Consider the following 21,528-nt stretch of genomic DNA (forward strand, 5'->3'; position numbering starts at 1 on the left):
TGATGGCCGAACGCATCGAAACTCAACGCACCATTTCGGCGCCCCCGGCGCAGATCTTCGCCCTGCTGTGTGACCCGCGCGGGCACGTCGCCATCGACTCGTCGGGGATGCTTCAGGATGCCGAGGGCGACCCGGTGTCTGCCGTCGGTGACACGTTCGTCGTCCATATGGACCGCGAGTCGCTCAACGACTTCCCGCAACTCGGAAAGTACGACGTCACGGTCGAGATCACCGAGTTCGAGCCCGACCGGCTGATCGCCTGGACCATCCTGGGTCAGATCCGCCCGCAGATCGGCCACGTCTACGGCTATCGCCTCGAGCCCACCGACGACGGTGCGGCCACCGTGGTCACCTCGTTCTACGACTGGTCGGCCATCGACCAGCAGTGGCGCGATGCCGGCATTTTCCCCGTCATCTCCGAGGGCGCGCTGCGGGCGACGCTGGGCATCCTGGACCGGACTGTGCGGGGGCGCGCCGGACCCGCTTGACGGGCGCTGTCGGAGGTGTTCGGTAGGGTCCTGCGCGTGACTTCGACAGCCCCCATCAAATCCGTAAACGCCCGTCTCGCTGAGGAACTGGCGATAGAGCTGCCACAGGTGATCGCCGCGGTCAGGCTGCTCGACGAAGGCGCCACCGTGCCGTTCATCGCTCGCTACCGCAAAGAGGTCACCGGCAGCCTGGACGACGGGCAGCTCCGCACCCTCGAAGAACGGCTGCGGTATCTGCGGGAGCTCGACGAGCGTCGGGCCGCGGTGATCGCGTCGATCGCCGAACAGGGCAAGCTGACCGATGCGTTGAAGGCCGCGCTGCTGTCCGCCGACACCAAGGCGCGGGTCGAAGACATCTATCTGCCGTACAAGCCCAAGCGCCGGACCAAGGCGCAGGCTGCCCGCGAAGCGGGCCTGGAGCCGCTGGCCGATCGGCTGATCCGCGACCCGGCCGTGGACCCGGAAACCGCCGCAGCGGACTTCGTCGGGAATGGTTTCCCCGACGTCGCGGATACCGCCGCCGCGTTGGAGGGCGCCCGGCACATCCTCATCGAGCGAGCGGCCGAGGACGCCGAACTGGTCGGCGCCGTGCGTGAGACGTTCTGGAAACGGGCCGCGCTGCGCACCACGCCGGCGTCGGAGGAAGTGGCGAAAAGTGCTGAAGCTCAGAAGTTCCGCGACTATTTCGACTTCTCCGAGCCCCTGGAAAGCATGCCGTCACATCGGGTGCTGGCCGTGCTGCGCGGGGAGAAGGAGAAGGCCCTGGCGTTCAACTTCGACGCCGGGCCCGACGAAGTCTACGAGGCGATGATCGGGCGCACCCTCGGTGTCGGTCTGTCGGCAAATGCTGCGGCGCAGCCGGCCCAGCGGTGGTTGGCCACCACCGTGAGCCTGGCCTGGCGGGCCAGACTGATGTTCTCCGCGACCGTCGATGCCCGCATGCGGTTGCGTCAGCGGGCCGAAGAGGAAGCGGTTGCGGTCTTCGCCAAGAACCTCAAGGATCTCCTGCTCGCCGCGCCTGCCGGCGCCCGCACCACGCTGGGCCTGGATCCCGGTTTCCGCACCGGCGTCAAGGTGGCCGTCGTCGACGGCACCGGAAAGGTGCTCGACACCTGCGCCGTCTATCCGCACCAACCGCAACGACAATGGGATGCCGCCAAGGCGGTTCTCGCCGCGCTGGTCGCCCGCCACGGAGTGGAGCTGATCGCGGTGGGCAACGGCACGGCCTCACGTGAAACCGACGCGCTGGCAAGCGAACTGATCGCCGACCTGCGGGCAGCCGGCGTCAAGGAACCGGCCAAAGCGATGGTCAGCGAAGCCGGCGCGTCGGTCTACTCCGCGTCGGCTTATGCGGCGCACGAATTGCCCGATCTGGATGTGACCCTGCGCGGCGCGGTCTCGATCGCCAGGCGCCTGCAAGACCCACTCGCCGAACTGGTCAAGATCGAACCGAAGTCCATCGGCGTCGGGCAGTACCAACACGACGTCACACCCGGAATTCTCGCCCGGAGTCTCAATGCGGTGGTCGAGGACGCCGTCAACGCCGTGGGCGTCGACCTGAACACCGCGTCGGTGCCCTTGTTGGCGCGGGTATCGGGCATCTCCGAATCGCTGGCCGAGGCCATCGTGGCTTACCGGGACAACACCGGTCCATTCGCCAACCGTCGCGCCCTGCTGGGTGTCCCGCGCCTGGGGCCCAAGGCATTTGAGCAGTGCGCAGGTTTTCTGCGCATCCGTGGCGGTGACGATCCGCTCGATGCGTCGGGTGTCCACCCGGAGGCATACCCGGTGGTCCGGCGGATCCTGGACCGCTCCGGAGTCACCCTTGGCGAGATCATCGGCGACGAACGAGCCTTGCGGAAGCTCCGGCCCGCCGACTTCGCCGACGACAGGTTCGGCATCCCCACCGTGACCGACATCCTCGCCGAGCTGGAGAAGCCTGGCCGCGACCCGAGGCCGGCCTTCACCTCCGCGACGTTCGCGGCCGGTGTCGAGAAGGTCGCCGATCTCAAGCCGGGCATGATCCTGGAAGGCGTGGTGACCAATGTGGCCGCATTCGGCGCCTTCGTTGATGTCGGGGTGCACCAGGACGGGCTGGTGCACATCTCCGCGATGGCCGAGCGCTACGTCTCGGATCCGCACGAGGTGGTCCGGTCCGGTCAGGTCGTGCGGGTCAAGGTGATGGAGGTCGACGTGGAACGCCAGCGCATCGGGCTCAGCCTGCGCCTCGGCGATCAGCCGCAGCGCGACAACCGGCCCGACCGCACGCCGGCGTCCCGACCCGGGGGCAAAGGCTCACTGCAGCAACGTAATTCGCGGCAGTCGCGAAGTTCCGATCGCAGAGCACCCGAACCGGCCGGGAACTCGATGGCTCAGGCGCTGCGCGACGCCGGCTTCGGGCGGTAAACCGGGACGCGTAGTACTACTCATCCCGCTGTCGGGCCGGCTGGGCATGCTGGACGAATGCCGCTTGCCACCTTTAAGCCCCACCCTGCCGCGCTCTCCGCCGGGCGCGATCGCGATCGCGCGGTGGACGTCGCACGACTGACCGCACTGGTCGTGGTGATGTTCGGGCACTGTGCGCTGTTGCTGGCCACCATCGATTCCGCCGGGGTGCGGATCGGCAACCTGCTTGGCGCAATTCCAGCGATTGCGCCGCTGACCTGGCTGGTTCAGGTGATGCCGCTGTTCTTCCTGGCCGGCGGCGCCGCCGGTGCCTACGGCTGGCATTCCGATAGCTCCTGGGGAACTTGGCTCTTCACCCGCGCGCAGCGTCTGTGCCGGCCGGTGTTCTGGTACCTGGCGGCGTGGACAGTGGCGCTGCTGGTGGTGCGGGTGACGGTAGGCGGCGAGTCCGCCGACGGGCTGGGACGCGAATGTGTGGCGCTGCTGTGGTTCCTCGGCGTCTACCTGGTGGCGCTGGCCTTGGTCCCGGCGCTGACCCGATTGCGGTCGGGGCGCGGGGTGATGCTGACGGTGGTGGCGCTGCTGATGGCTGCCGAGGCGGTCGACCGGATTCGTTTCGCGGTCGGGACACCCGAATCCGGTGTCGTCAACTTCTTGATCGTCTGGCTGATCCCGGTGGTGGTCGGCGTTGCGTATGCCCGCGGGCTGATCGGTGTGCCCGCGGCGCTGGCTGCCGCGGCATCCGCGTTCACCGCTCAGGTAGCACTCGCGCTCGCCGGGACTTACGAGGTCTCGCTGGTGGTGACCGGCGCCGAGCAGGTGTCCAACGTATCGCCGCCGACGCTGCTGTTGGCGCTGCACTGCACCTGGATGTCGTGTGCGTTCGTGGCTGCCGCGGGGCCGGTCCGCCGCTGGGCGCAGCGTCCGCGGGTCTGGCGGGTCGTTGCGGTGGGCAACGGGGGAGCGATGACCCTGTATCTGTGGCACATCCCGGCGATCGCCATCGCCGCCGTCGGTCTGAATGCCGTCGGCCTGGATGCCTATGACGTGCATGCCCCGGGATTCTGGGCGCTGCTCGGACTGCGGGCCGGGGTGTTCGCCGCCGTCATGGCCGCGATGTTCCGACTGCTCTCACCGCTTGAGCACCGCCGCCTGCCGTGGTGGGACGCGCCGGTCGCGGCCGCAGGCGCCCGGTCCGTCGTCGCCGGCGCGCTGATCTGCCTGGCGGGGGTCGCGCTGGTTCTGATGGCCAAGAACGGTCTGGCGGGAGCCGACGGTTGGTTGGCCCTGGGCGGCTTTCTGGCCGCGGCGGCGGTCGCGCGGGTCGTCAGTCGCCGGCCATCCGAGAGGCCGGTGCAGTCCAGTCGGTCGACACCGACCGCTGCTTGATCAGCCACGTGCCCTCGGCGGGAACAAGAACGTCGCGGTAGCGACCAAAATGGTCCAGCCCGATGTCGGTCACCACGGTGAAATATGACCGGACGCGCGCCTGGTCCGAAGTGAGTTCGGTGAACTGCACGTTGGCCAGGATGTGCCGGACGATGGGCTTGCTGTCCGCGCGGGCACTGCCGGCCACCCCGGCGGTGAGGTCACTCAGGAATCGGGCGATCTCGGTTCGGCCACGCAGGGACGGCCGGTCGCGGATCTCCAGCACGCCGTCGGCGCAAAACGTCGCGGCGAGGTCGTCTGCCCGTCCCGTGTCGCCCGACCAGGTGTAGCGGGCCAGCGTGTCGCGAATCTGTTCGCGCGCAACAAGTTCCCAGGTCTCCATGGCGGCTGCTCACCCCAAGGGGCGGTTCTCGCGGATGCCGCGGTACAGGCCCCAACGCACGATCAACGGCATCACCACGCGCTCGACCGACCAGAGCGGGAACCGCAAGGCGTGACCGGTCGGGAAGAAGACCTCCAACCCGTCCCGCTGGATACCGACCAGGGAGCCCCAGCGGCGTCCTGGCGCCTTGAAGGGACGCAACGGGCGGCCGGTGAATGTGGCGCGAATGTTGCGGGCCACCAGGCCATCGCCGCGATTGCGAGCCGAACTGCGCAGCGGATCGGTCGCCGCTACGTCCCCGACCGCGAATACCTCGGGGTGGCCGGGCGCCTGAAGCTGCCGCGTCACCCGGACAAACCCGCACTCGTCGAGCAATTCCGGTGGCAGCCAGCTGGTGTTGGGCCGCACCCGGCCGATCGCCCACAGCACGGCATCGGCGACCGCCGGTGTCTGACCGGTGCTCCAGCGCACCGGTTCGCTGGTGATCTGCTCGCCGGTGAATTCCTCGGTGACCACAGCCCGATGCTCCGGGTGCAGGCCCACGCCGAGTTCGGCCAACCGGTGCGCGACGCGTGTCCAGGTCCGCGGATGGTATTCACGCAGGGGGCGGTCCCCGGGGAAGTACAGCTCGATCTGCTTGTCGGGCCAGGTAGTGGCCAGGTTGACGGCGCTGCTGACCGCAGCCGCGCCGCCGCCGACGATGATCACCGACTTGGCCGTGGCCAGCTGTTCGTGCGCCGCGTACAGCCCGGCACCGATTTCGGCGGACGACTGCAGTGCGGGTTGCCGCCAAAACCCGTTGCTCACGCCGGTGCAGATGACCAGCGCGTCGTACGGCTCGGCGACGGTCGCGCCGTCCTCGCCGCGGCCGAGGACGGTCCTTGCGTCGAGGTCGACTCCGGTCAGTTCGGCCTGCACCGTCCGTACCCGGTCCAATTTGCGGAAACGGTCGAACGGAATCCAGTAGTCCCGCGCCCAGTCGTCGGGGCGGGCGAGCCGCACACCGAGCTCCTGGCCACTGACCAGGCCGGGTTTGGCCGAAATGCCGACCACCTCGAAGTGTGGGGCCAGGCGGATGGCGGTCAGCACGCCGACGTCGCCGAGGCCCGCAATCACCACCCGCCTGCGGGTCATGCCGTCACTTTGCGCGGTGGCCGGGGTACGAATCGAGAGACGCGGTCGATCACCTGCTGGTATTGCGGCCGGCGCTGCAGACTGCGCGTCTCCATCATCGGAATGCTGGCGCCCAGGAACATGGCGAGCATCGCCACCGCGCCAAGGAACAGCCACCACGCGTCCGACGGAGCAGCCGCCACTCCGAACAGGGCGAGGGAGAACCAGAAACCGAACTCGCCGAAGTAATTCGGATGCCGCGACCAACTCCACAGGCCGCGGTCCATCGCCGCACCGGCGTCGGCCTGGCGTACGAACCGGTGCATCTGCACGTCGGCTACGAGTTCCAGGCTGACCGCCGCCAGTCCCACCGCGAACGCGACGATCGTCAGCCAGCGGATGCCCGCGCCGGGATGCGTCACCGCGATGTAGACCGGCAGCATGCCGGCAAACACCTGCAACGTCGGGATCAGATGGATGGCGACGAGGTCGACGACAAATTCCCAACGCCCGGCCCGTTGCTTGAACATCGGGTAGCGCCAGTCCTCATGGTGCAGGCCCGGGAAGCCGTAGACCCAGTTCGCGGTCAGCCGCACCGCCCACACCACAATCAGCGCCGCCACCAGCCAGCACCGCAACTGGTCGACTCCCGGACCGGCCTTACTCCACCAATAGAACATCAGCAGTGGCGGGATCACGCTCCAGTACGCGTCGTAGAAACTGGAATTGCGGTAGACGCGGCTGAACACGAACACCACCAGGGTGGCCAGGACGTCGGCGAGGAAGGTATCCAGCCACAGCCGGCCGGTAGTGGGGCCCCAGAGCAACCAGGCGGTGGCCGCGCCTATTGCCACCACGTAAGCGAGGGTGACCAGCGTCAGTGATCGCGGCTTGCTGATCGCCGCCGTCATGGAACCGAAATCATCTCGGCCACAGCGCTTTCCGGCAAGCGCGCGTCATCCGGGTCTCCTTCAGCGCAGTGCCCGGTCAGCCCGGGCGCTCGGCCACGGTCGGCCAAACTGTAACACGTTCTAGCGGCGTGACCGAGGCCCGCGTCAGGCCGCGGGGGACTCCTGGGTGACGGCTTGATAGCCCCGCGCGCCGGCCCGGTCGACGGCAGCCTTGACCACACCGAAAATCAGCCCTTGTAGGCCCGCGCCGATGAGGGCGCTGCGGGTGGAGTTGCGCAGATCCTTGGGGTCCGGTGGCGCCTGGTCATCGTCGCTGAAGCGTTTCCAGACCTGACTGAAAACGGCGCCGGCCAGCAGGCCGCCGGTGACACTGGTGGCCATCGACAGCGGGAGGTAAAGGGCTTTCGATTTCGCGCTCATGTCGGTCCTCTTCTCGTGCGGTTGTTGCTACCCGGGTTCCCGGATCCGCACGTTCTCCAACGCTTCTGCCAAAAGTCGATTTCATTTGGCGAAATGTGAAACATGTTCCGCGGTTGCCGGATATGTTCTTGCTTGCCAGGCTGCTCAGTTTGTTTTCCGGTGGTTGCTCGATCTCGTTAGCGGGAGGCGCGTGCATGGTGGGTCGTGTGCGCAGCAATCGACCCAGGTCACGGGTGAGCGGCCGGCGGGGGGGTGGTGTTCGGCGGTCGCCTGGGGAGCGGCGGTCGGCCGGATGAGCCCAGACGCTGAGAATGGACAGGTTCGATGAATTTTTCGGTGCTGCCACCCGAGATCAATTCGCTGCTGATGTATTCCGGCGCCGGGCCGGGGTCGATCCTGGAAGCCGCGAGCGCCTGGGCGGGTTTGGCCGGCGAATTACAGTCCGCGGCATCGTCGTTCAGCACCGTCACCGCGGGGCTGGTGGAGGGAGCATGGCAGGGTCCGGCGTCGGCGGCCATGGCTGCCGCGGCCGCTCCTTACGGCAGGTACCTCAGCGCGGTGGCGGCGCAGGCCGCGGGCACCGCGGTGCAGGCCGCCGCGGCGGCTGCGGTCTTCGAGGCCGCGCAGGCCGCAATCGTGCATCCGGCGCTCATCGCGGCCAACCGTAATAATCTTGTGGCGCTGGTGATTTCGAATCTTTTCGGACAGAATGCGCCGGCGATCGCCGCCACCGAGGCTGTCTATGAGCAGTTGTGGGCTCACGATGTGTCCGTGATGGCGGGCTATCACGCCGGGGCCTCCGCGGTGGCCGAGGCGCTGGCGCCGTGGCAGCAGGCGCTGGCTCTGCCCGGCGCCGGAGTGGATTTCAGCATCTCGCTGTTCGGTCTACAACTGCTGCAGACCGGCACCGCCCACGCCAACACCACCTTCGGCGGCTTGGCCGTTGCCAGCGGCGCCAACAGTTCGGCGAGCGCCGATCTGGCCGATATCGCGTTCGCGTTCGGTGACGGCAGCAGCGCGTCGGCGACCGGCGGCGTGCTCAACATCGCCGGGGTGATAGGCAGCAACTCGATCGCGAATGCCACCGGTGCGGTCAACATCGGCACCGGTGCGCTGGCGTTCGGCAATAACAACACCGTCCTCGCCAATGCCGTCGGCGTCGGCAACATCGGTACGGTCGCGGCCGCCTTCGGAAACGACAACACCGTCTCCGCCACCGCCGAGGGTGTGCAGAACAACGCCACCGTGGCAGCCGCCTTCGGGAACAACAACACCGGCGTGGCGGCCAAGGTGACCGGCGTGGAGAACACCGGCATTGTCTCCGCGGTGTTCGGCAGCAACAACTCCACCGTGTCGGCCGACGCGTTCGGCGTCGAGAACAACGCCGTCGTGGCGGCGGTCGCCGGTAGCGGCAATGTCAATGTGCTCGCTGCCGCCGGTGGCGCGGGCGGCAACGAAGGAGTGGTGGCGGCCGCGCTGGGCAACAACAACGCGGTCGCGGCAACCGCGACCGGCGTCGGCGGCAACATCGGTACCGTCGCCGCCTCCGTCATCGGCAACAACAACGCGATCAGTGCCAACGCGACCGGCGGCGGACATCTCGGCACCGTGGCCAGCGCATTGTTCGGCGACAACAACGGCGTCAGAGCGAGCTCGTTCGGCCTCGACAACATCGCTACGGTCGCGACCGTCGGCGGCAGCGGCAACACGGCCGTCTCGGCCGACGCGAGTGGCTCGGAGAACATCGGCACGGTGGCCACGGCCTTCGGCGCCAACAATCCCACCGTCGCGGCCAGCGCACTGGGTGCCGGGAACATCGGCAACGTCGCCACGTCGTTGGGTAACGGCAGCACGGTGACCTCGAAGGTGATCGGTGCCGGCAACATCGCCACCGTCGCCACTTCGGGCGGGAACAACAACGGAGTGGGCGCCAGCGCCGTCGGCGTGGGGGCCAACACCGCTCAGATCGCCACCGCGTTCGGCAGCGGCAACACCCAGGTCAGCGCCGACGCCGGTGGGGCCGGCGGCAACATCGCGACCGTCGCGACCTCATTGGGCGACAACAACACCGCCAAAGCCAGTGCGTTGGGCGCCGGCAACATCGCCAGCGTGTCCACGGTGTTGTTCAGCAACAACAACAACTCGGCGGCCGAAACGATCGGGGTCGGGAACATTGCCACGCTGGCCACCTCCTACGGCCACGACAACAATGTCAGCGCCGAGGCCAAGGGTGTCGGCGGGAACACCGCCACCATCGCCACCGCCATCGGGCAGGGCAACTCCAAGGTTGATGCCGACGCCGGCATCGCGGGCGGCAACATCGCCACGCTGGCGACGGTGTTCGGCGACAACAACACCGCGCAGGCCAGTGCGCTGGGGGCGGGCAACACCGCCACCTTGTCCACGGTTCTGTTCAGCAACAACAACACTTCCTCGGCGAGCGCCCTGGGCGTGGAAAACATTGCCACGGTGGCCACTTCGTACGGCAACGGCAACAACGTCGCGGCCAGCGCGCCCGGTGTCGGCCTCAACGTCGCCACCTTCGCCACTGCGATCGGTGAGGGCAATACCCAGGTCTTCGCCTCGGCCGGCGGCGGCGGCGGGAACACCGCGACGCTGGCCACCGTGATCGGCGACGGCAACTCGGCGTCGGTCACCTCGACGGGCCTGGGCAACACCGCCAATATCGCCACCCTGATCGGTAACAACAACACCGCCAAGATCGACGCGTTCGGCGTCGAGAACATCGCCACGGTCGCAACCGCCATCGGCAACAACAACGGGGTCATGGCCGGCGCGCCGGGCGTGGGCGCCAACATCGCGACTTTTGCCACCGCGATCGGTGACGGCAACACCCAGGTCTCCGCCGAGGCCGGTGGCGGCGGCAGCAACATCGCCACGCTGGCCACCGTGTTCGGCAACAACAGCACCGCCAAGGTCAGTGCGACCGGCCTGGGCAACATCGCCACCATCGCCACCGGCATCGGCGACAACAGCGGTCTGGTCGCCACCGCATTCGGCGTGGACAACATCGCCACCGTGGCCACTTCCTACGGTGACGGCAACACCGCGGTTTCGGCCGAGGCGGGCGGCGCCGGCGGCAACATCGCCACCCTGGCCACGGTGTTCGGTAGCGGCAACGCCGTCACCGGGGCGCACGCGATCGGTGTCGGCGGCAACATCGTCACACTCGGCACCGTGATCGGTGACAACAATGCGGCGGTGTCAGCCAGCGCGACCGGTTCGGGCAATATCGCCTCGATCGCCACCGCCATCGGCGACCGGAACACGGCCACCGTCGACGTGACCGGGGTGGGCAACGTGCCGGTCGCCTCGACGGTGATCGGCGACGGAAACTCGATGAAGGTCAGCGCCTTCGGCCTGGAGAACATCGCGACCCTGGGCACGGTGTACGGCGACGGCAATACCGGCGGAGTGGTCGAAGCCGGCGGTGCCGGAGGCAATATCGCCACGCTGGCCACCGTCTTCGGTGACAACAACACCGCGGCCGTGGCGCGGGCGGTGGGGATCGGCGGCAACATCGCCACGCTGAGCACCGCCATCACCGACGGCAACGCCGTCTCGGCCACCGCCAACGGCGCCGGCAACATCGCGACGGCGGCGACCGCCTTTATCGGCGGCGGCAACACGGCCACCGCGTCGGCAACCGGGCTGCAGAACTACGCGACCCTGGCCACCGCGGCCGGTGCGGGCAACGGCGTCTCAGCCACCGCCTCGGGCGTCGGTGCGAACATCGCGACACTGGGCACGGCGATCGGCGACGGCAACACCCAGGTCGCGGCCACTGCCGGCGGCGTCGGCGGCAACATCGCCGTCGCCGCGACCGCGGTCGGCAACCACAACACGGTCGCCGCCAGCGTCGCCGGGCTGAGCATTGGCGGTGTCGCCACCGCCGTCGGCGACGGGAACACCGGCGTCGCGGTCCGTGCCCACCAACCTGCGAACTTCGGGATCGTGTCCACGGTTGTCGGCGACGGCAATCACCTCGTCGAGGCCAGCGGCCACGGCCCGGTCAACTTCGCCAACATCGCCACGGTGGTCGGCGACGGCAACCACGATGTCTGGGCCGGCGGGGCCGGTGTCTTCAACATCGCGGTGGTCGCTGGCGGCAGCAACGTCGCGCTGGCCGGTGACCAGTCCGGGGGACTGGCGGGCGGCAACTTCGCCATCGTCACCGCCAATGGCTCCGGGGCCAAGGCGTTCAACGGCGTCATCAACCTCGCGGTCGCCGCGGGCGACCAGCTGTCCGCGATCGCGGGCCCCGGCAGCTTCCACGTGGACATCCGGCCGCTGCTGAGGTAGCTCAGGCCTTTTCGACCTTGCCGGCGAGCGCAGTGGCAAGCTTGACGCCGGCGTCGCCGGGGTCTTTGGGGCCGCATCCGCTGACGTCGATCACCACATTGTTGCGCACCGTCAGTGCCCGCTGGCAGGCTCCGCCAACGGGCGTGCCGTTGTCGGTGGTGCTGACCGAGATGGTGGTCGTCAGCACGCCGTTTGACGAATTCACCTGTCCCACTTTCCAGGTGATTTCCGCACCGCCAGGGTCGGCGGGGACGACGAGCGGGCGATCCGCGCAGGCCGGCCAGGCCTTGGACGAGGCCTCGAAGAACGCCTTCGCCTCGGCCGCGGAGGGAAACACCACCAGGTACTGCACGGCCTCAGGGTCCATGTCCTTGGAGCCCGGGGTGGCCGGGGTGGCGCTGTCATCGCGACCGAGGGCCGCGGTGAATCCGCTGCCGGCGTAGACCGGGTTCTCGCCCGGACCGTAGGCGAACAGGCATTCGGCGGGCCACTTCCAGCCCTGCGGGTACTGCTTGTTGCCGTCGTCGGCCAGCTTGTCGGACTTGTCTTTGATCGCCATGCCCATGGTGCCCAGGATGCTGTCGATCTCCGACGGGGTGAGCAGCAGGTTGCCCAGCGCCGCCTGGGCGACCGGCGGCTTGGACGAGCTGGTTGCCGCACTCGACGACCCAGAGGACGGGGTGCTGTTGTCGTTGTCGCCACCGCAAGCGGCGACCAATAATCCGGCGGCGGCAACCGCGGCGGCTGCGGAAAGGGATCGCATAACCTGTCCTTCTTGCTTGTCGTTAAGGTGCAAGCAATCCGCGACTCCCCGGCGCGCCTGCCGCAGTTGGCGGCCTGAGCATACTGCCGCTTCGCGCCGGGGGGAACAGGTTCTTGTAACGCCTGGTTACTCCTCGCGCTCGGTCTGCTGCAAGAGCACCACCGCGCGGGCCTCGATCGTGATCCTGCCTTTCGGAGGCAGTGCTTGGCTGCTGTCCACCTGTCCGGTGCTGGTGGCGGTGTCCAGCACGGCGATCCATGCTGGACCGAATTCGTCGGGGGGAAGGACGAATTCGATTGGCTCGTGGTGGGCGTTGAAACACACCACGAAGGAGTCGTCGGTGACGCGTTGTCCGCGTGTATCGGTGCCCGGGATCCCCAGTCCGTTCAGGAAGACGGCAACCGACTTGCCGAAACCGGAATCCCAGTCCTCGTCGCTCATCTCCGAGCCGTCGGGTCGGAACCACGAGATGTCGGGTAGTCCCTCGGAACCTCGGATGCGCACCGGGGCCCCGGTGAAGAAACGCCGCCTCCGGAAGACCGGGTGCGCGGCCCGGATGGACGCCACCGTCCGGGTGAACTCGATGAGGTCGTTGTCGGCGTTGTTCCAGTCGATCCAGGTCAGCTCGCTGTCCTGGCAGAAGCCGTTGTTGTTGCCGTTCTGGGTGCGGCCGAGTTCGTCGCCGTGACAGATCATCGGAACGCCTTGCGACAGAACGGTTGTCGCCAGGAAGTTGCGCTGCTGCCGGGCCCGCAGCGCGTTGATCTCCGGGTCGTCGGTCGGGCCCTCGGCGCCACAATTCCAGGACCGGTTGTGCGACTCGCCGTCGTTGTTGTCTTCGCCATTGGCCTCGTTATGTTTCTCGTTGTAGGACACCAGGTCCCGCAGCGTGAACCCGTCATGGGCGGTGACGAAGTTGATCGACGCGACCGGTCGCCGTGCGGTGTGCTCGTAAAGGTCGGCCGATCCGCTGATCCGGGAAGCGAATTCGCTGAGGATGGCGTCTTCACCGCGCCAGAAGTCGCGGATGGTGTCGCGGAACTTGCCGTTCCACTCGGTCCACTGAGGCGGAAAATTGCCGACCTGATAGCCACCGGGCCCGACATCCCACGGTTCGGCGATCAACTTCACCTGGCTGACGATCGGATCCTGTTGCACCAGTTCGAAGAACGCCGACAGCCGATCGACGTCATAGAATTCCCGTGCCAGGGTGGAGGCCAGGTCGAAGCGGAATCCGTCCACATGCATCTCGGTCACCCAGTAGCGCAGCGAATCCATGATGAGTTGCAGGGTGTGCGGATGCCCGACGTTGAGGCTGTTGCCGGTGCCGGTGTAGTCCATGTAGTACTGCTTGTCGTCGTCGACCAACCGGTAATAGGCGGCGTTGTCGATGCCGCGCATCGACAAGGTGGGTCCCATGTGGTTTCCCTCGGCCGTGTGGTTGTAGACGACGTCGAGGATCACCTCGATGTTCGCCTCGTGCAGCGTGCGCACCATGGCCTTGAACTCCTGGACCTGGCCACCGGGTGTGTTGCTGGCGGTGTACTTGAAATCGGGGGCAAAGAACCCGATTGTGTTGTACCCCCAGTAGTTTGACAGCCCCTTCTCGATGAGGGTCGAGTCGTTGGCGAAGTGGTGTACCGGCATCAGCTCAATGGCATTGACGCCGAGGCTGGTCAGATGCTCGATGATCGCCGGGTGCGCGATCGCCGAATACGTGCCCCGCATCCGCTCGGGGATCGCGGGATGGGTCTGGGTGAGGCCCTTGACGTGGGCCTCGTAGATGACCGTGTCGGCGTACTCGTGGCCGGGCGGCCGGTCCACACCCCAGTCGAAGTAGGGGTTGATCACGACGGACTTGGGCATGTTGGCCGCCGAGTCCTCGTCATTGCGGCTGTCCGGATCGCCGAAGTTGTAGCTGAACAACGACTGGTCCCACTGGAATGACCCGTCGATCGCCTTCGAATACGGGTCCACCAGCAACTTGTTCGGGTTGCACCGGTGGCCGTTGGCGGGATCGTAGGGGCCGTGGACCCGGAAGCCGTAGCGCTGGCCGGGCTGCACGCTGGGCAGGAACGCGTGCCAGACGAACCCGTCGACTTCCGGCAGCGCAATCCTGGTCTCGGAGCCGTCGTCGTCGAACAGGCAGAGTTCGACCCGCTCGGCCACCTCGCTGAACACCGCGAAATTCGTACCGGAGCCGTCATAGCTGGAGCCGAGTGGATAAGCCTTGCCCGGCCACACTTCGGGGCGTTCTTCGGGCTGGCCGGTTCCGCCGGCGACCCCACGCGCTGCGCTCTGCTCCGGGCTGACATTGGTAACCACCGTGCCTCCTGACGTTGACGGTTTGACCGAACTGGGAACACCGGCGGTCGCGCTCTGTATATCCGCTGCCGGGCCGGGTTAAGCATGAGATCGCTCTCAGTCTGCCGCGGGGGACGAAACACCCTCCGTGAAGGTCTGTTTCAGAATTCCGGCGAGGGTTGCGACACGGTCACGGACACATACCTATTGACCGCTCAGCGGTCACAAAAACCTCATTGCTCACTATCGTCACATCAACCCATGCGGACGTCAATGCGGCGTCCGGCCTCTGGAAAGGTGTGACATGTCGGCGATTCCTCGCTTTGTTTCGGTATCGCTGGCAGCGACGGCCGCTGTCGGGCTCATCCTTCCAATCAGTCTCGTTCCCGGCCTCGCTCCGCAGGCGCATGCGTTGCCGTGTAGCGCGCCCGAAGCTAACGTCCCACCGCCGGCGAACGCTGTGGTCACCAATCCGGGGGGCAAGGTGCTCGGGCCCATGAACAAGCGGCCCCGCGGCGCCAACGACCGCGCACCGCTGCCACGCCTGGGACCGCTGCAGCGCGTGCTGCAACCCGGACAGCGCTACTCCGCGCCGATGCAACAACAAGCGCTCGTCCCGGGCGCCAACCCCGCACCACCGGCTCCCGCGCCACCCGCCGCGGGTCAGCAGCCCGCGGCCGGCCAGCTGGCTCCGGCCCCAGAAGGTGCCGTTGTTCCGCCGCCCAATCCGGCTCCGGCGCCGCCGGCCGGGGCGCCGGAAGCCGACGGCGCGCTCGGTGGCTCCAACACCTCGCTGGTCGAGTGGGTGACCGGACCGGACGGGCCGAACAAGACCCTCGAACGATTCGGCATCTCCGGAACCGACCTCGGAATCCTCTGGGACAACGGTGATCCCGCCAACCATCAGGTGCTGATGGCCTTCGGTGACACGTTCGGCTACTGCGCAGTCAAGGGCGACCAGTGGCGCTATAACGTGTTGTTCCGCAGTAACGACCAAGATCTGTCCCACGGATTACACGTCGCCGCCGGTGACCCCAACAACCGGTACGCCGGTTCGCCGACGCAGCAGCCGGGCTTCTCCCGGCAGGTCATCAACAGCATCAAATACGCCAGGGAAGAAACCGGAATCATCCCGACCGCCGCCATCTCGGTCGGCAAGACCCAGTACATCAACTTCATGTCCATCAAGGACTGGGGTCGCGATGGCGAATGGTGGACGAACTACTCCGGCGTCGCGATGTCCAACGACAACGGCCAGACCTGGTCGGTCTACCCGGGCACCATCCGCGCCAACGGGCCGGACGCCGCGCGGGTCCCGTATGTCGAGGGCAATGAGAATTTTCAGATGGGTGCCTACCTGAAGGGCAGCGACGGCTACCTGTACTCCTTCGGCACACCCAACGGGCGCGGCGGCGCGGCACACCTGTCGCGCGTGCAGCCGCGGTTCATTCCCGACCTCACCAAATACGAGTACTGGAACGGCGATTCGAACTCCTGGGTGCCGAACAAGCCGTCGGCGGCGACCCCGGTCATCCCGGGCCCGGTTGCCGAGATGTCCGCCCAGTACAACACCTACCTCAAGCAGTACCTGGTGATGTACACCAACGGCGCCAACGACGTGGTGGCTCGCACCGCGCCCACCCCGCAGGGACCTTATGGCCCGGAGCACCTGCTGGTGTCGAATTTCCAGATGCCGGGCGGCGTCTACGCGCCGATGATGCACCCGTGGACGACGGGCAAGGACGTGTACTTCAACCTATCGCTGTGGTCGGCATACGACGTGATGCTGATGCACACGTCGCTTGGTTAGCGGCTCGGTTAAGGGTCGATGGGGCGGTTCGTCCATTCCCGCCCGGCGCGCCGCGACGAACGGAACCATCCGCCCGCGGCTCCCGTTCCGCCGTCGGTCGGAATCGTGTGGCCAGTGACGAATGACGAGAGGTCTGAGGCCAGGAACAGAATGACCCGGGCCTGGTCCTCGGGCAGACCCATGCGCCCGACCGGCACCCACTGGGGCCATTGCTGGTGTTCCTCGGCGGAGAGCCACTGGGAGTAGGGCACCTGCAGCGATTCGGTGACGTCCGGGCCGATCGCGTTGACGCGCACGCCATCGCGGCCGACCTGCACCGCCAGGCTGCGGGTGAAGTGGATGACGGCCGCCTTGAACGCGGCGTAGACGGGATCTTCCGGGTAGCCGCGCAGTCCCTCGACGGAGGACACGTTGACGATCGCACCGGCTCGTTGATCGATCATCATCGGCAGGAAAGCCCGGGTGACCAGGAAGACGTGGTGCAGGTTCACCCGGTACAGCTCGGCCCACAGGCCGGGGTCGGTACCGGCGAAGCCGCCCGGGTGCCGCACCCAGTGCCCGACGTTGTTCACCAGCACGTCGATCCGGCCGTAGCCGTCGCGCACCGAGGCGGCCAGCGCCTGGACCTCATCTGGCTCCCGCACATCGGTCACCACCGCCTGCGCCGAGCCGCCGATCTGGGCCGCGGTCCGGTGCGCGCGCTCGCCGTCGATGTCGGCGATGACCACCCGGGCACCATGCTCGGCGAACAGCCGCGACGTCGCCGCACCGATACCGCCGCCTCCGCCGGTGACTACTGCGACACGACCCGTCAGCAACCCATTAGCGTGCGCCATGGTCATATCTTGTGCCGAAGCTGACAGGATGCTCCAGGTGACGCGACCCAACTTTCTGGTGATTGTGGCCGACGATCTCGGCTTCTCCGACCTCGGCGCCTTCGGGGGCGAGATCAATACCCCCAATCTGGACCGGCTGGCCTATCAGGGGGTCCGGTTCACCGACTTCCATTCGGCGCCGGCCTGCTCGCCCACCCGCGCGATGCTGCTCACCGGCATCGATCACCACATCGCGGGCATCGGCACCATGCTGGAGGTGGCCGTCCCCGGCTTCCAGGGCGCGCCGGGCTACGAAGGCTACTTGAACGACCGGGTGGTCGCGCTGCCGGAACTGCTGCGCGATGCCGGCTACCTGACGCTGATGTCGGGCAAATGGCATCTGGGCGCCACCATTGAAACGTCGCCGTGGGCACGTGGTTTCGAGCGCTCCTTCGCGCTGCTGCCGGCCGGCGCCAGCCACTACGGCGGCGGAGGCGGCGGATTTCTTTCGGTGCCAACCCAATACACCGAGGACGACCACTTCGTCACCGTCGGCGAGGACTTCTACTCGTCGGACTACTACACCGACACTTTGTTGCGTTATCTGGGTGAACGTTCCCCCGACGACGAGCGACCGTTCTTCGCCTATCTGCCGTTTCAGGCGCCACACTGGCCGCTGCAGGCACCCGACGAATCCATCGCGACCTACCGCGGCCGCTACGACGCCGGGCCGGACGTGTTGCGCGAGGAACGGCTGGCCGCACTGAAGCGACTGGGCCTCTGTCCGCCCGATGTCGAGGCGCATCCCGTGGTGGCCGACGGCGCCCCGGAATGGGACGACATGTCCGACGACGAGCGGGCGCGCTCGGCGCGCAGCATGGAGGTCTATGCCGGGATGGTGGACCGGATGGACTGGAACATCGGCCGGGTCGTCGACTACCTGTCCGAGACCGGCGAATTGGACAACACGGTGGTGATCTTCCTGTCCGACAACGGCGCTGAGGGCGCGATCGTGGAGGCGATGCCGCTGCGCGGCCCGCAGATCGCCGCGCAGATCGAAAAGTACTGCGACAACAGCCTAGACAACCTCGGCCGCCCCAGCTCCTACATCTGGTACGGCCCGCGCTGGGCGCAGGCCGCCACCGCGCCGTCCCGTCTGCACAAAGCCTTCACCACCGAAGGAGGTATCCGGGTGGTCGGCTTCGCCACCTGGCCGGGCTTCGAGCGGCAAGGGGAGATCGGCACCGCGTTCACGACCGCCATGGACATCGCGCCTACCGTGCTGGAATTGGCCGGCGTCGAGCATCCCGGCGCCAGCTATCGCGGCCGCCAGGTGGCACCGATGCAAGGGCGCTCGATGGTGGGGTATCTCTCGGGCGGAGCGCACAGCGTGCACGACGCGCAGACCGGTACCGGGTGGGAGTTGTTCGGCCGGCGCGCGATTCGGCAGGGCGACTGGAAGGCATTGCACCTACCCGCGCCGTATGGCCCCGGGGTCTGGCAACTGTATGACCTCGCGGCCGATCCCGGTGAGATCCACGATCTGGCCGCAGAGCATCCGGACAAGCTTGCCGAACTCGTCGCGCTGTGGGAACGCTATGTCGCGGACAACGGAGTGATCGTCGAGCCGATATCGGTTTTCGACGCCGACCCGTCGCTGTTCGGCTGAAACCCCCGGCGATTCAGTCCTTCCCGCGTGGCGGAGGCTGGACCTCGACGCCGCCTGACGTGTGCTCGGGTCCGGCGTCGGGGTGTTCGGCCGGGACCCGCTCGCGGTACTTCGCAGCCTCGCCGGGACCGGGATTTTCCGCGGACCGCTTCTCACCGCGGTACGGACCGGGCTTCGGCCGCGGCTTACCCCCCGGGAAGGCCAACCGAAAGATGGTACGGTGCACCATGAACCATTGCTTGCCGAAGCGCCCGGAGTTGTAGGGCAGCTCGTAGCGTTCGCAGATGTCCTTGATCTTCGGTGCGATCTCCGAATACCGGCTGCTCGGCATGTCGGGATACAGGTGATGCTCCACCTGATAACCGAGATTGCCGCTGATCACGTGGAACAGCGGGCTGCCCTCGATGTTGGCCGCGCCGACCAGCTGCCGCAGGTACCACTCCCCGCGGGTTTCGTCCTCGACCTCTTCCTGGCTGAACGTGTAGGTCTGGTCCGGGAAGTGACCGCAGAAGATGATGGCGTGCGCCCACACATTGCGGATGACATTGGCCAGGGCGTCGGCGGCGAGGGTGCGCAGGTAGGTGCTTTCGACGCCGGGCAGCACCTTGTCGAAAAACGTTGCCATCGAACCGATCCGGCCCCTGTTGGAGATCTTGCGAAGTCGTCGCCCGAGGCGAGATTCGGCCGGCTGGTCGAGTCGTCCGCGCAGGGCCAGCTGGGCCAGCGCGAAGGCTCCCGCACTGATCAACGGCCAGCCCAGGTAGTCCTTGTTGACTTGCGAGCGGGCCTTGACGCCAATGCCTTTCAGGTCCTTCCGGACTTCTGACCAAGGCTTCTCGCGGGCGCGGATGGCGTCGATGTCCATGTCGTGCACGGCCACGCCCCACTCGAACAGAACGGTCAGCAGCGCGTTGTAGAAGAACTGGCCCAGATACCTGGGGTGCCACTTCTGGTTCGGATCGATCCGCATGATCTCGTAGCCGAGATCCTTGTCCTTGCCGCGGATATTGGTATAGGTGTGATGGATGTAGTTGTGCGAGTGCTTCCACGACTCAGCGGTGGAGGCAGTGTCCCAGTCCCACACCGAGGAATGAATATCGGGATCGTTCATCCAATCCCATTGGCCGTGCATGACGTTGTGGCCGATTTCCATGTTCTCCAGAATCTTGGCCATGCCCAGCAGTGCGGTTCCGAGAATCCACGCGGTCCTCGACCTGGACGCGAGCAGTAAGACCCGCCCGACCACCACGATCTGGCGTTGCGTGGAGATGACTGTCTTGATGTAGTTGCGGTCACGTTCGCCGAGGTCGGCGAAAACCTCGTCGTGGATCGCGTCGAGTTCTTTCCCGATCTTCTCCCGTTCTTGTTCGCTCAGGTGGGCGAACGGGCTTTCGGGCCGTTGCAAAGTAGAGGTCACTGCGAGTTCCTTTCCGTCACAGTTCGAGTTCGACGTCGCCTTCGGCACTGTTGATGCAGATGCGGACGTCCTGTCCCGTGGGTTCGGTGATGTCGCCCGAGCGCAGATCACGCAGCTTGCCCGATTTGAGCGTGCCTACGCAGGTGTGGCAGATGCCGATTCGGCAGCCGAAGTTGAGCTCCAGCCCAGCATTCTCCCCGGCCTCCAGAATGGATGTGCCGCCGTCACATTCGGCGGTCTTGTCGCTCTTGAGGAAGGTCACCTCGCCGCCCTCACCGGCCGCGGCGTCGCCACCGATCTTCGGCTGGAACCGCTCGTAGTGCAGGCGTTCCGGATCACCGTTGTTCTCCCAGTGCTCGATCAGCGCGTCGAGCATCTCCTCAGGCCCCGAGCAGAACGCCTCGCGCTCGCGCCAGTCCGGACAGACCTCGTCGAGGTCGCTGGGCTTGAGCCGCCCGCGATCCGACGTGAGGCGCAGGTCCAGCCGCATTCCGTCATGGCGGTTGTCGAGGTCCTCGAGGACCTCGAGAAACATGATTTGCTCGCGGGTGCGGGCCGAGTGGATCACCAGCACGTCGCTCATCTCGTCGCGACGGTCGAGGCTGCGCAGCATGCTCATGATCGGGGTGATGCCGCTGCCGGCGCTGATGAAGAGCATTTTGGCGGGCAGCGGCTCGGGCAGGGTGAACACGCCTTCGATCTCGCCGAGCCGGACCAGCTCCCCGGGCTGAATTCTCTCGACGAGGTAGGGCGAGACCACGCCGCTGTCGACCTTCTTGGGGGTGACGCTGATCAGGCCGTCGACGGGCTCCGGATCCGAAGTCAGCGAGTAGGCGCGCCAGTGGTACACACCGTCGATCACCAGGCCCAGCCGCACGTACTGGCCCGGCTTGTGGCCGGGCCATTCGTAGCCGGGACGGATCAGCACACTGGCCGCTTCCGAGCCCTGCGGCTCGACCCGCTCGACCTTGCCGCGAAGCTCTTTGGTCGTCCAGAGCGGGTTAATCATCTCGATGTAGTCGTCTGGCTGCAGCGGCTTGAACAACTGTCGCACCGCTCGCAGGAACAATCTACGCCCGCGGGGGACCTGTGGTTGAGCGCCGCGTTCTGCCATAGACATCCAGTATACAGATGTACGCTGAAACTAGCATTCTGAAAAATATCCCATTGCTGTCAACGGTATTGGACACTCGTTGAGTCAGTTAAGTAATGAACATACGTTCACCGAAGAGTGAAGGCACGCGTCAGCCCCACAGGTCGCGCCTGTGAGCAGGATTACCTCTCTACACCGGTTTAAACCTCGCAGACCTTAGCGGCC

General features: G+C 66.8%; 15 protein-coding genes. 6 read left to right on the forward strand and 9 right to left on the reverse strand.

Translation table 11 applies throughout. The features are described from left to right. Positions 1-2 precede the first annotated feature (2 nt). Genes AWC08_RS30785 through AWC08_RS30795 form a run of 3 tightly spaced genes read left to right on the forward strand, consistent with a single transcriptional unit; the run spans position 3 to position 4,283 of the window. Positions 3-488 carry an SRPBCC family protein gene (locus AWC08_RS30785; RefSeq protein ID WP_069432875.1) on the forward strand — a complete coding sequence of 162 codons (486 nt, stop codon included), beginning with the start codon at positions 3-5 and terminating at the stop codon, positions 486-488. 54 nt (positions 489-542) lie between these two features. Further along, positions 543-2,894, forward strand: a complete 2,352-nt coding sequence (locus tag AWC08_RS30790; protein WP_372511505.1) for a Tex family protein — start codon at positions 543-545, stop codon at positions 2,892-2,894. A gap of 57 nt (positions 2,895-2,951) precedes the next feature. Continuing rightward, positions 2,952-4,283, forward strand: a complete 1,332-nt coding sequence (locus AWC08_RS30795) for an acyltransferase family protein (RefSeq protein WP_065137172.1) — start codon at positions 2,952-2,954, stop codon at positions 4,281-4,283. Here the strand turns inward: AWC08_RS30795 and AWC08_RS30800 are convergent. The 4 genes from AWC08_RS30800 to AWC08_RS30815 form a co-directional block, all read right to left on the reverse strand. Then, positions 4,222-4,665 (reverse strand): nuclear transport factor 2 family protein, encoded by a 444-nt coding sequence (locus AWC08_RS30800; protein WP_065137173.1) that lies wholly within the window; start codon positions 4,663-4,665, stop codon positions 4,222-4,224. The two genes, AWC08_RS30795 and AWC08_RS30800, sit on opposite strands and share 62 nt — an antisense overlap. Before the next feature lie 9 nt (positions 4,666-4,674). Then, entirely contained in the window at positions 4,675-5,799 is a 1,125-nt protein-coding gene (locus AWC08_RS30805) for an FAD-dependent oxidoreductase (RefSeq protein WP_085088672.1), read from the reverse strand. Next, positions 5,796-6,689 carry a DUF1295 domain-containing protein gene (locus AWC08_RS30810; RefSeq protein ID WP_082986760.1) on the reverse strand — a complete coding sequence of 298 codons (894 nt, stop codon included), beginning with the start codon at positions 6,687-6,689 and terminating at the stop codon, positions 5,796-5,798. Before AWC08_RS30810 ends, AWC08_RS30805 begins: the two co-directional genes overlap by 4 nt. Positions 6,690-6,833: 144 nt before the next feature. Beyond that, complete coding sequence (locus AWC08_RS30815) at positions 6,834-7,109, reverse strand: DUF4235 domain-containing protein (protein WP_065137174.1); 276 nt, start codon at positions 7,107-7,109, stop codon at positions 6,834-6,836. Positions 7,110-7,433: 324 nt separating this feature from the next. Here AWC08_RS30815 and AWC08_RS30820 point away from each other — a divergent pair, with 324 nt between their 5' ends. Next, positions 7,434-11,432: a PPE domain-containing protein gene (locus AWC08_RS30820; protein ID WP_065137175.1), complete on the forward strand. Its 3,999-nt coding sequence runs from the start codon at positions 7,434-7,436 to the stop codon at positions 11,430-11,432. Position 11,433: 1 nt separating this feature from the next. Here the strand turns inward: AWC08_RS30820 and AWC08_RS30825 are convergent, their stop codons facing one another. Together AWC08_RS30825 and glgX are read right to left on the reverse strand one after the other, a co-directional pair. Further along, positions 11,434-12,195: a sensor domain-containing protein gene (locus AWC08_RS30825; RefSeq protein ID WP_065137176.1), complete on the reverse strand. Its 762-nt coding sequence runs from the start codon at positions 12,193-12,195 to the stop codon at positions 11,434-11,436. A 126-nt stretch (positions 12,196-12,321) separates the two neighbouring features. Further along, entirely contained in the window at positions 12,322-14,439 is a 2,118-nt protein-coding gene (gene glgX, locus AWC08_RS30830) for a glycogen debranching protein GlgX (protein ID WP_065137187.1), read from the reverse strand. Positions 14,440-14,803: 364 nt separating this feature from the next. Between glgX and AWC08_RS30835 the strand changes: the two genes are divergently transcribed. Then, complete coding sequence (locus tag AWC08_RS30835; protein WP_065137177.1) at positions 14,804-16,309, forward strand: DUF4185 domain-containing protein; 1,506 nt, start codon at positions 14,804-14,806, stop codon at positions 16,307-16,309. Positions 16,310-16,317: 8 nt separating this feature from the next. Here the strand turns inward: AWC08_RS30835 and AWC08_RS30840 are convergent, their stop codons facing one another. Beyond that, positions 16,318-17,151, reverse strand: a complete 834-nt coding sequence (locus AWC08_RS30840; RefSeq protein WP_069434590.1) for an SDR family NAD(P)-dependent oxidoreductase — start codon at positions 17,149-17,151, stop codon at positions 16,318-16,320. Positions 17,152-17,182: 31 nt separating this feature from the next. On the opposite strand from AWC08_RS30840, the gene AWC08_RS30845 reads away from it, so the two are divergent. Further along, on the forward strand, positions 17,183-18,793 hold the full coding sequence (locus tag AWC08_RS30845; protein ID WP_069434595.1) for an arylsulfatase: 1,611 nt from the start codon (positions 17,183-17,185) through the stop codon (positions 18,791-18,793). A gap of 13 nt (positions 18,794-18,806) precedes the next feature. Here AWC08_RS30845 and AWC08_RS30850 read toward each other — a convergent pair whose 3' ends face one another. Then, positions 18,807-20,210: a fatty acid desaturase family protein gene (locus AWC08_RS30850; protein ID WP_069434591.1), complete on the reverse strand. Its 1,404-nt coding sequence runs from the start codon at positions 20,208-20,210 to the stop codon at positions 18,807-18,809. Between the two features lie 16 nt (positions 20,211-20,226). Then, positions 20,227-21,324 (reverse strand): ferredoxin reductase, encoded by a 1,098-nt coding sequence (locus AWC08_RS30855; protein WP_069434592.1) that lies wholly within the window; start codon positions 21,322-21,324, stop codon positions 20,227-20,229. Between the last annotated feature and the right edge of the window lie 204 nt (positions 21,325-21,528).

It is taken from the genome of Mycobacterium gordonae (assembly GCF_002101675.1).
Classification (GTDB): domain Bacteria; phylum Actinomycetota; class Actinomycetes; order Mycobacteriales; family Mycobacteriaceae; genus Mycobacterium; species Mycobacterium gordonae.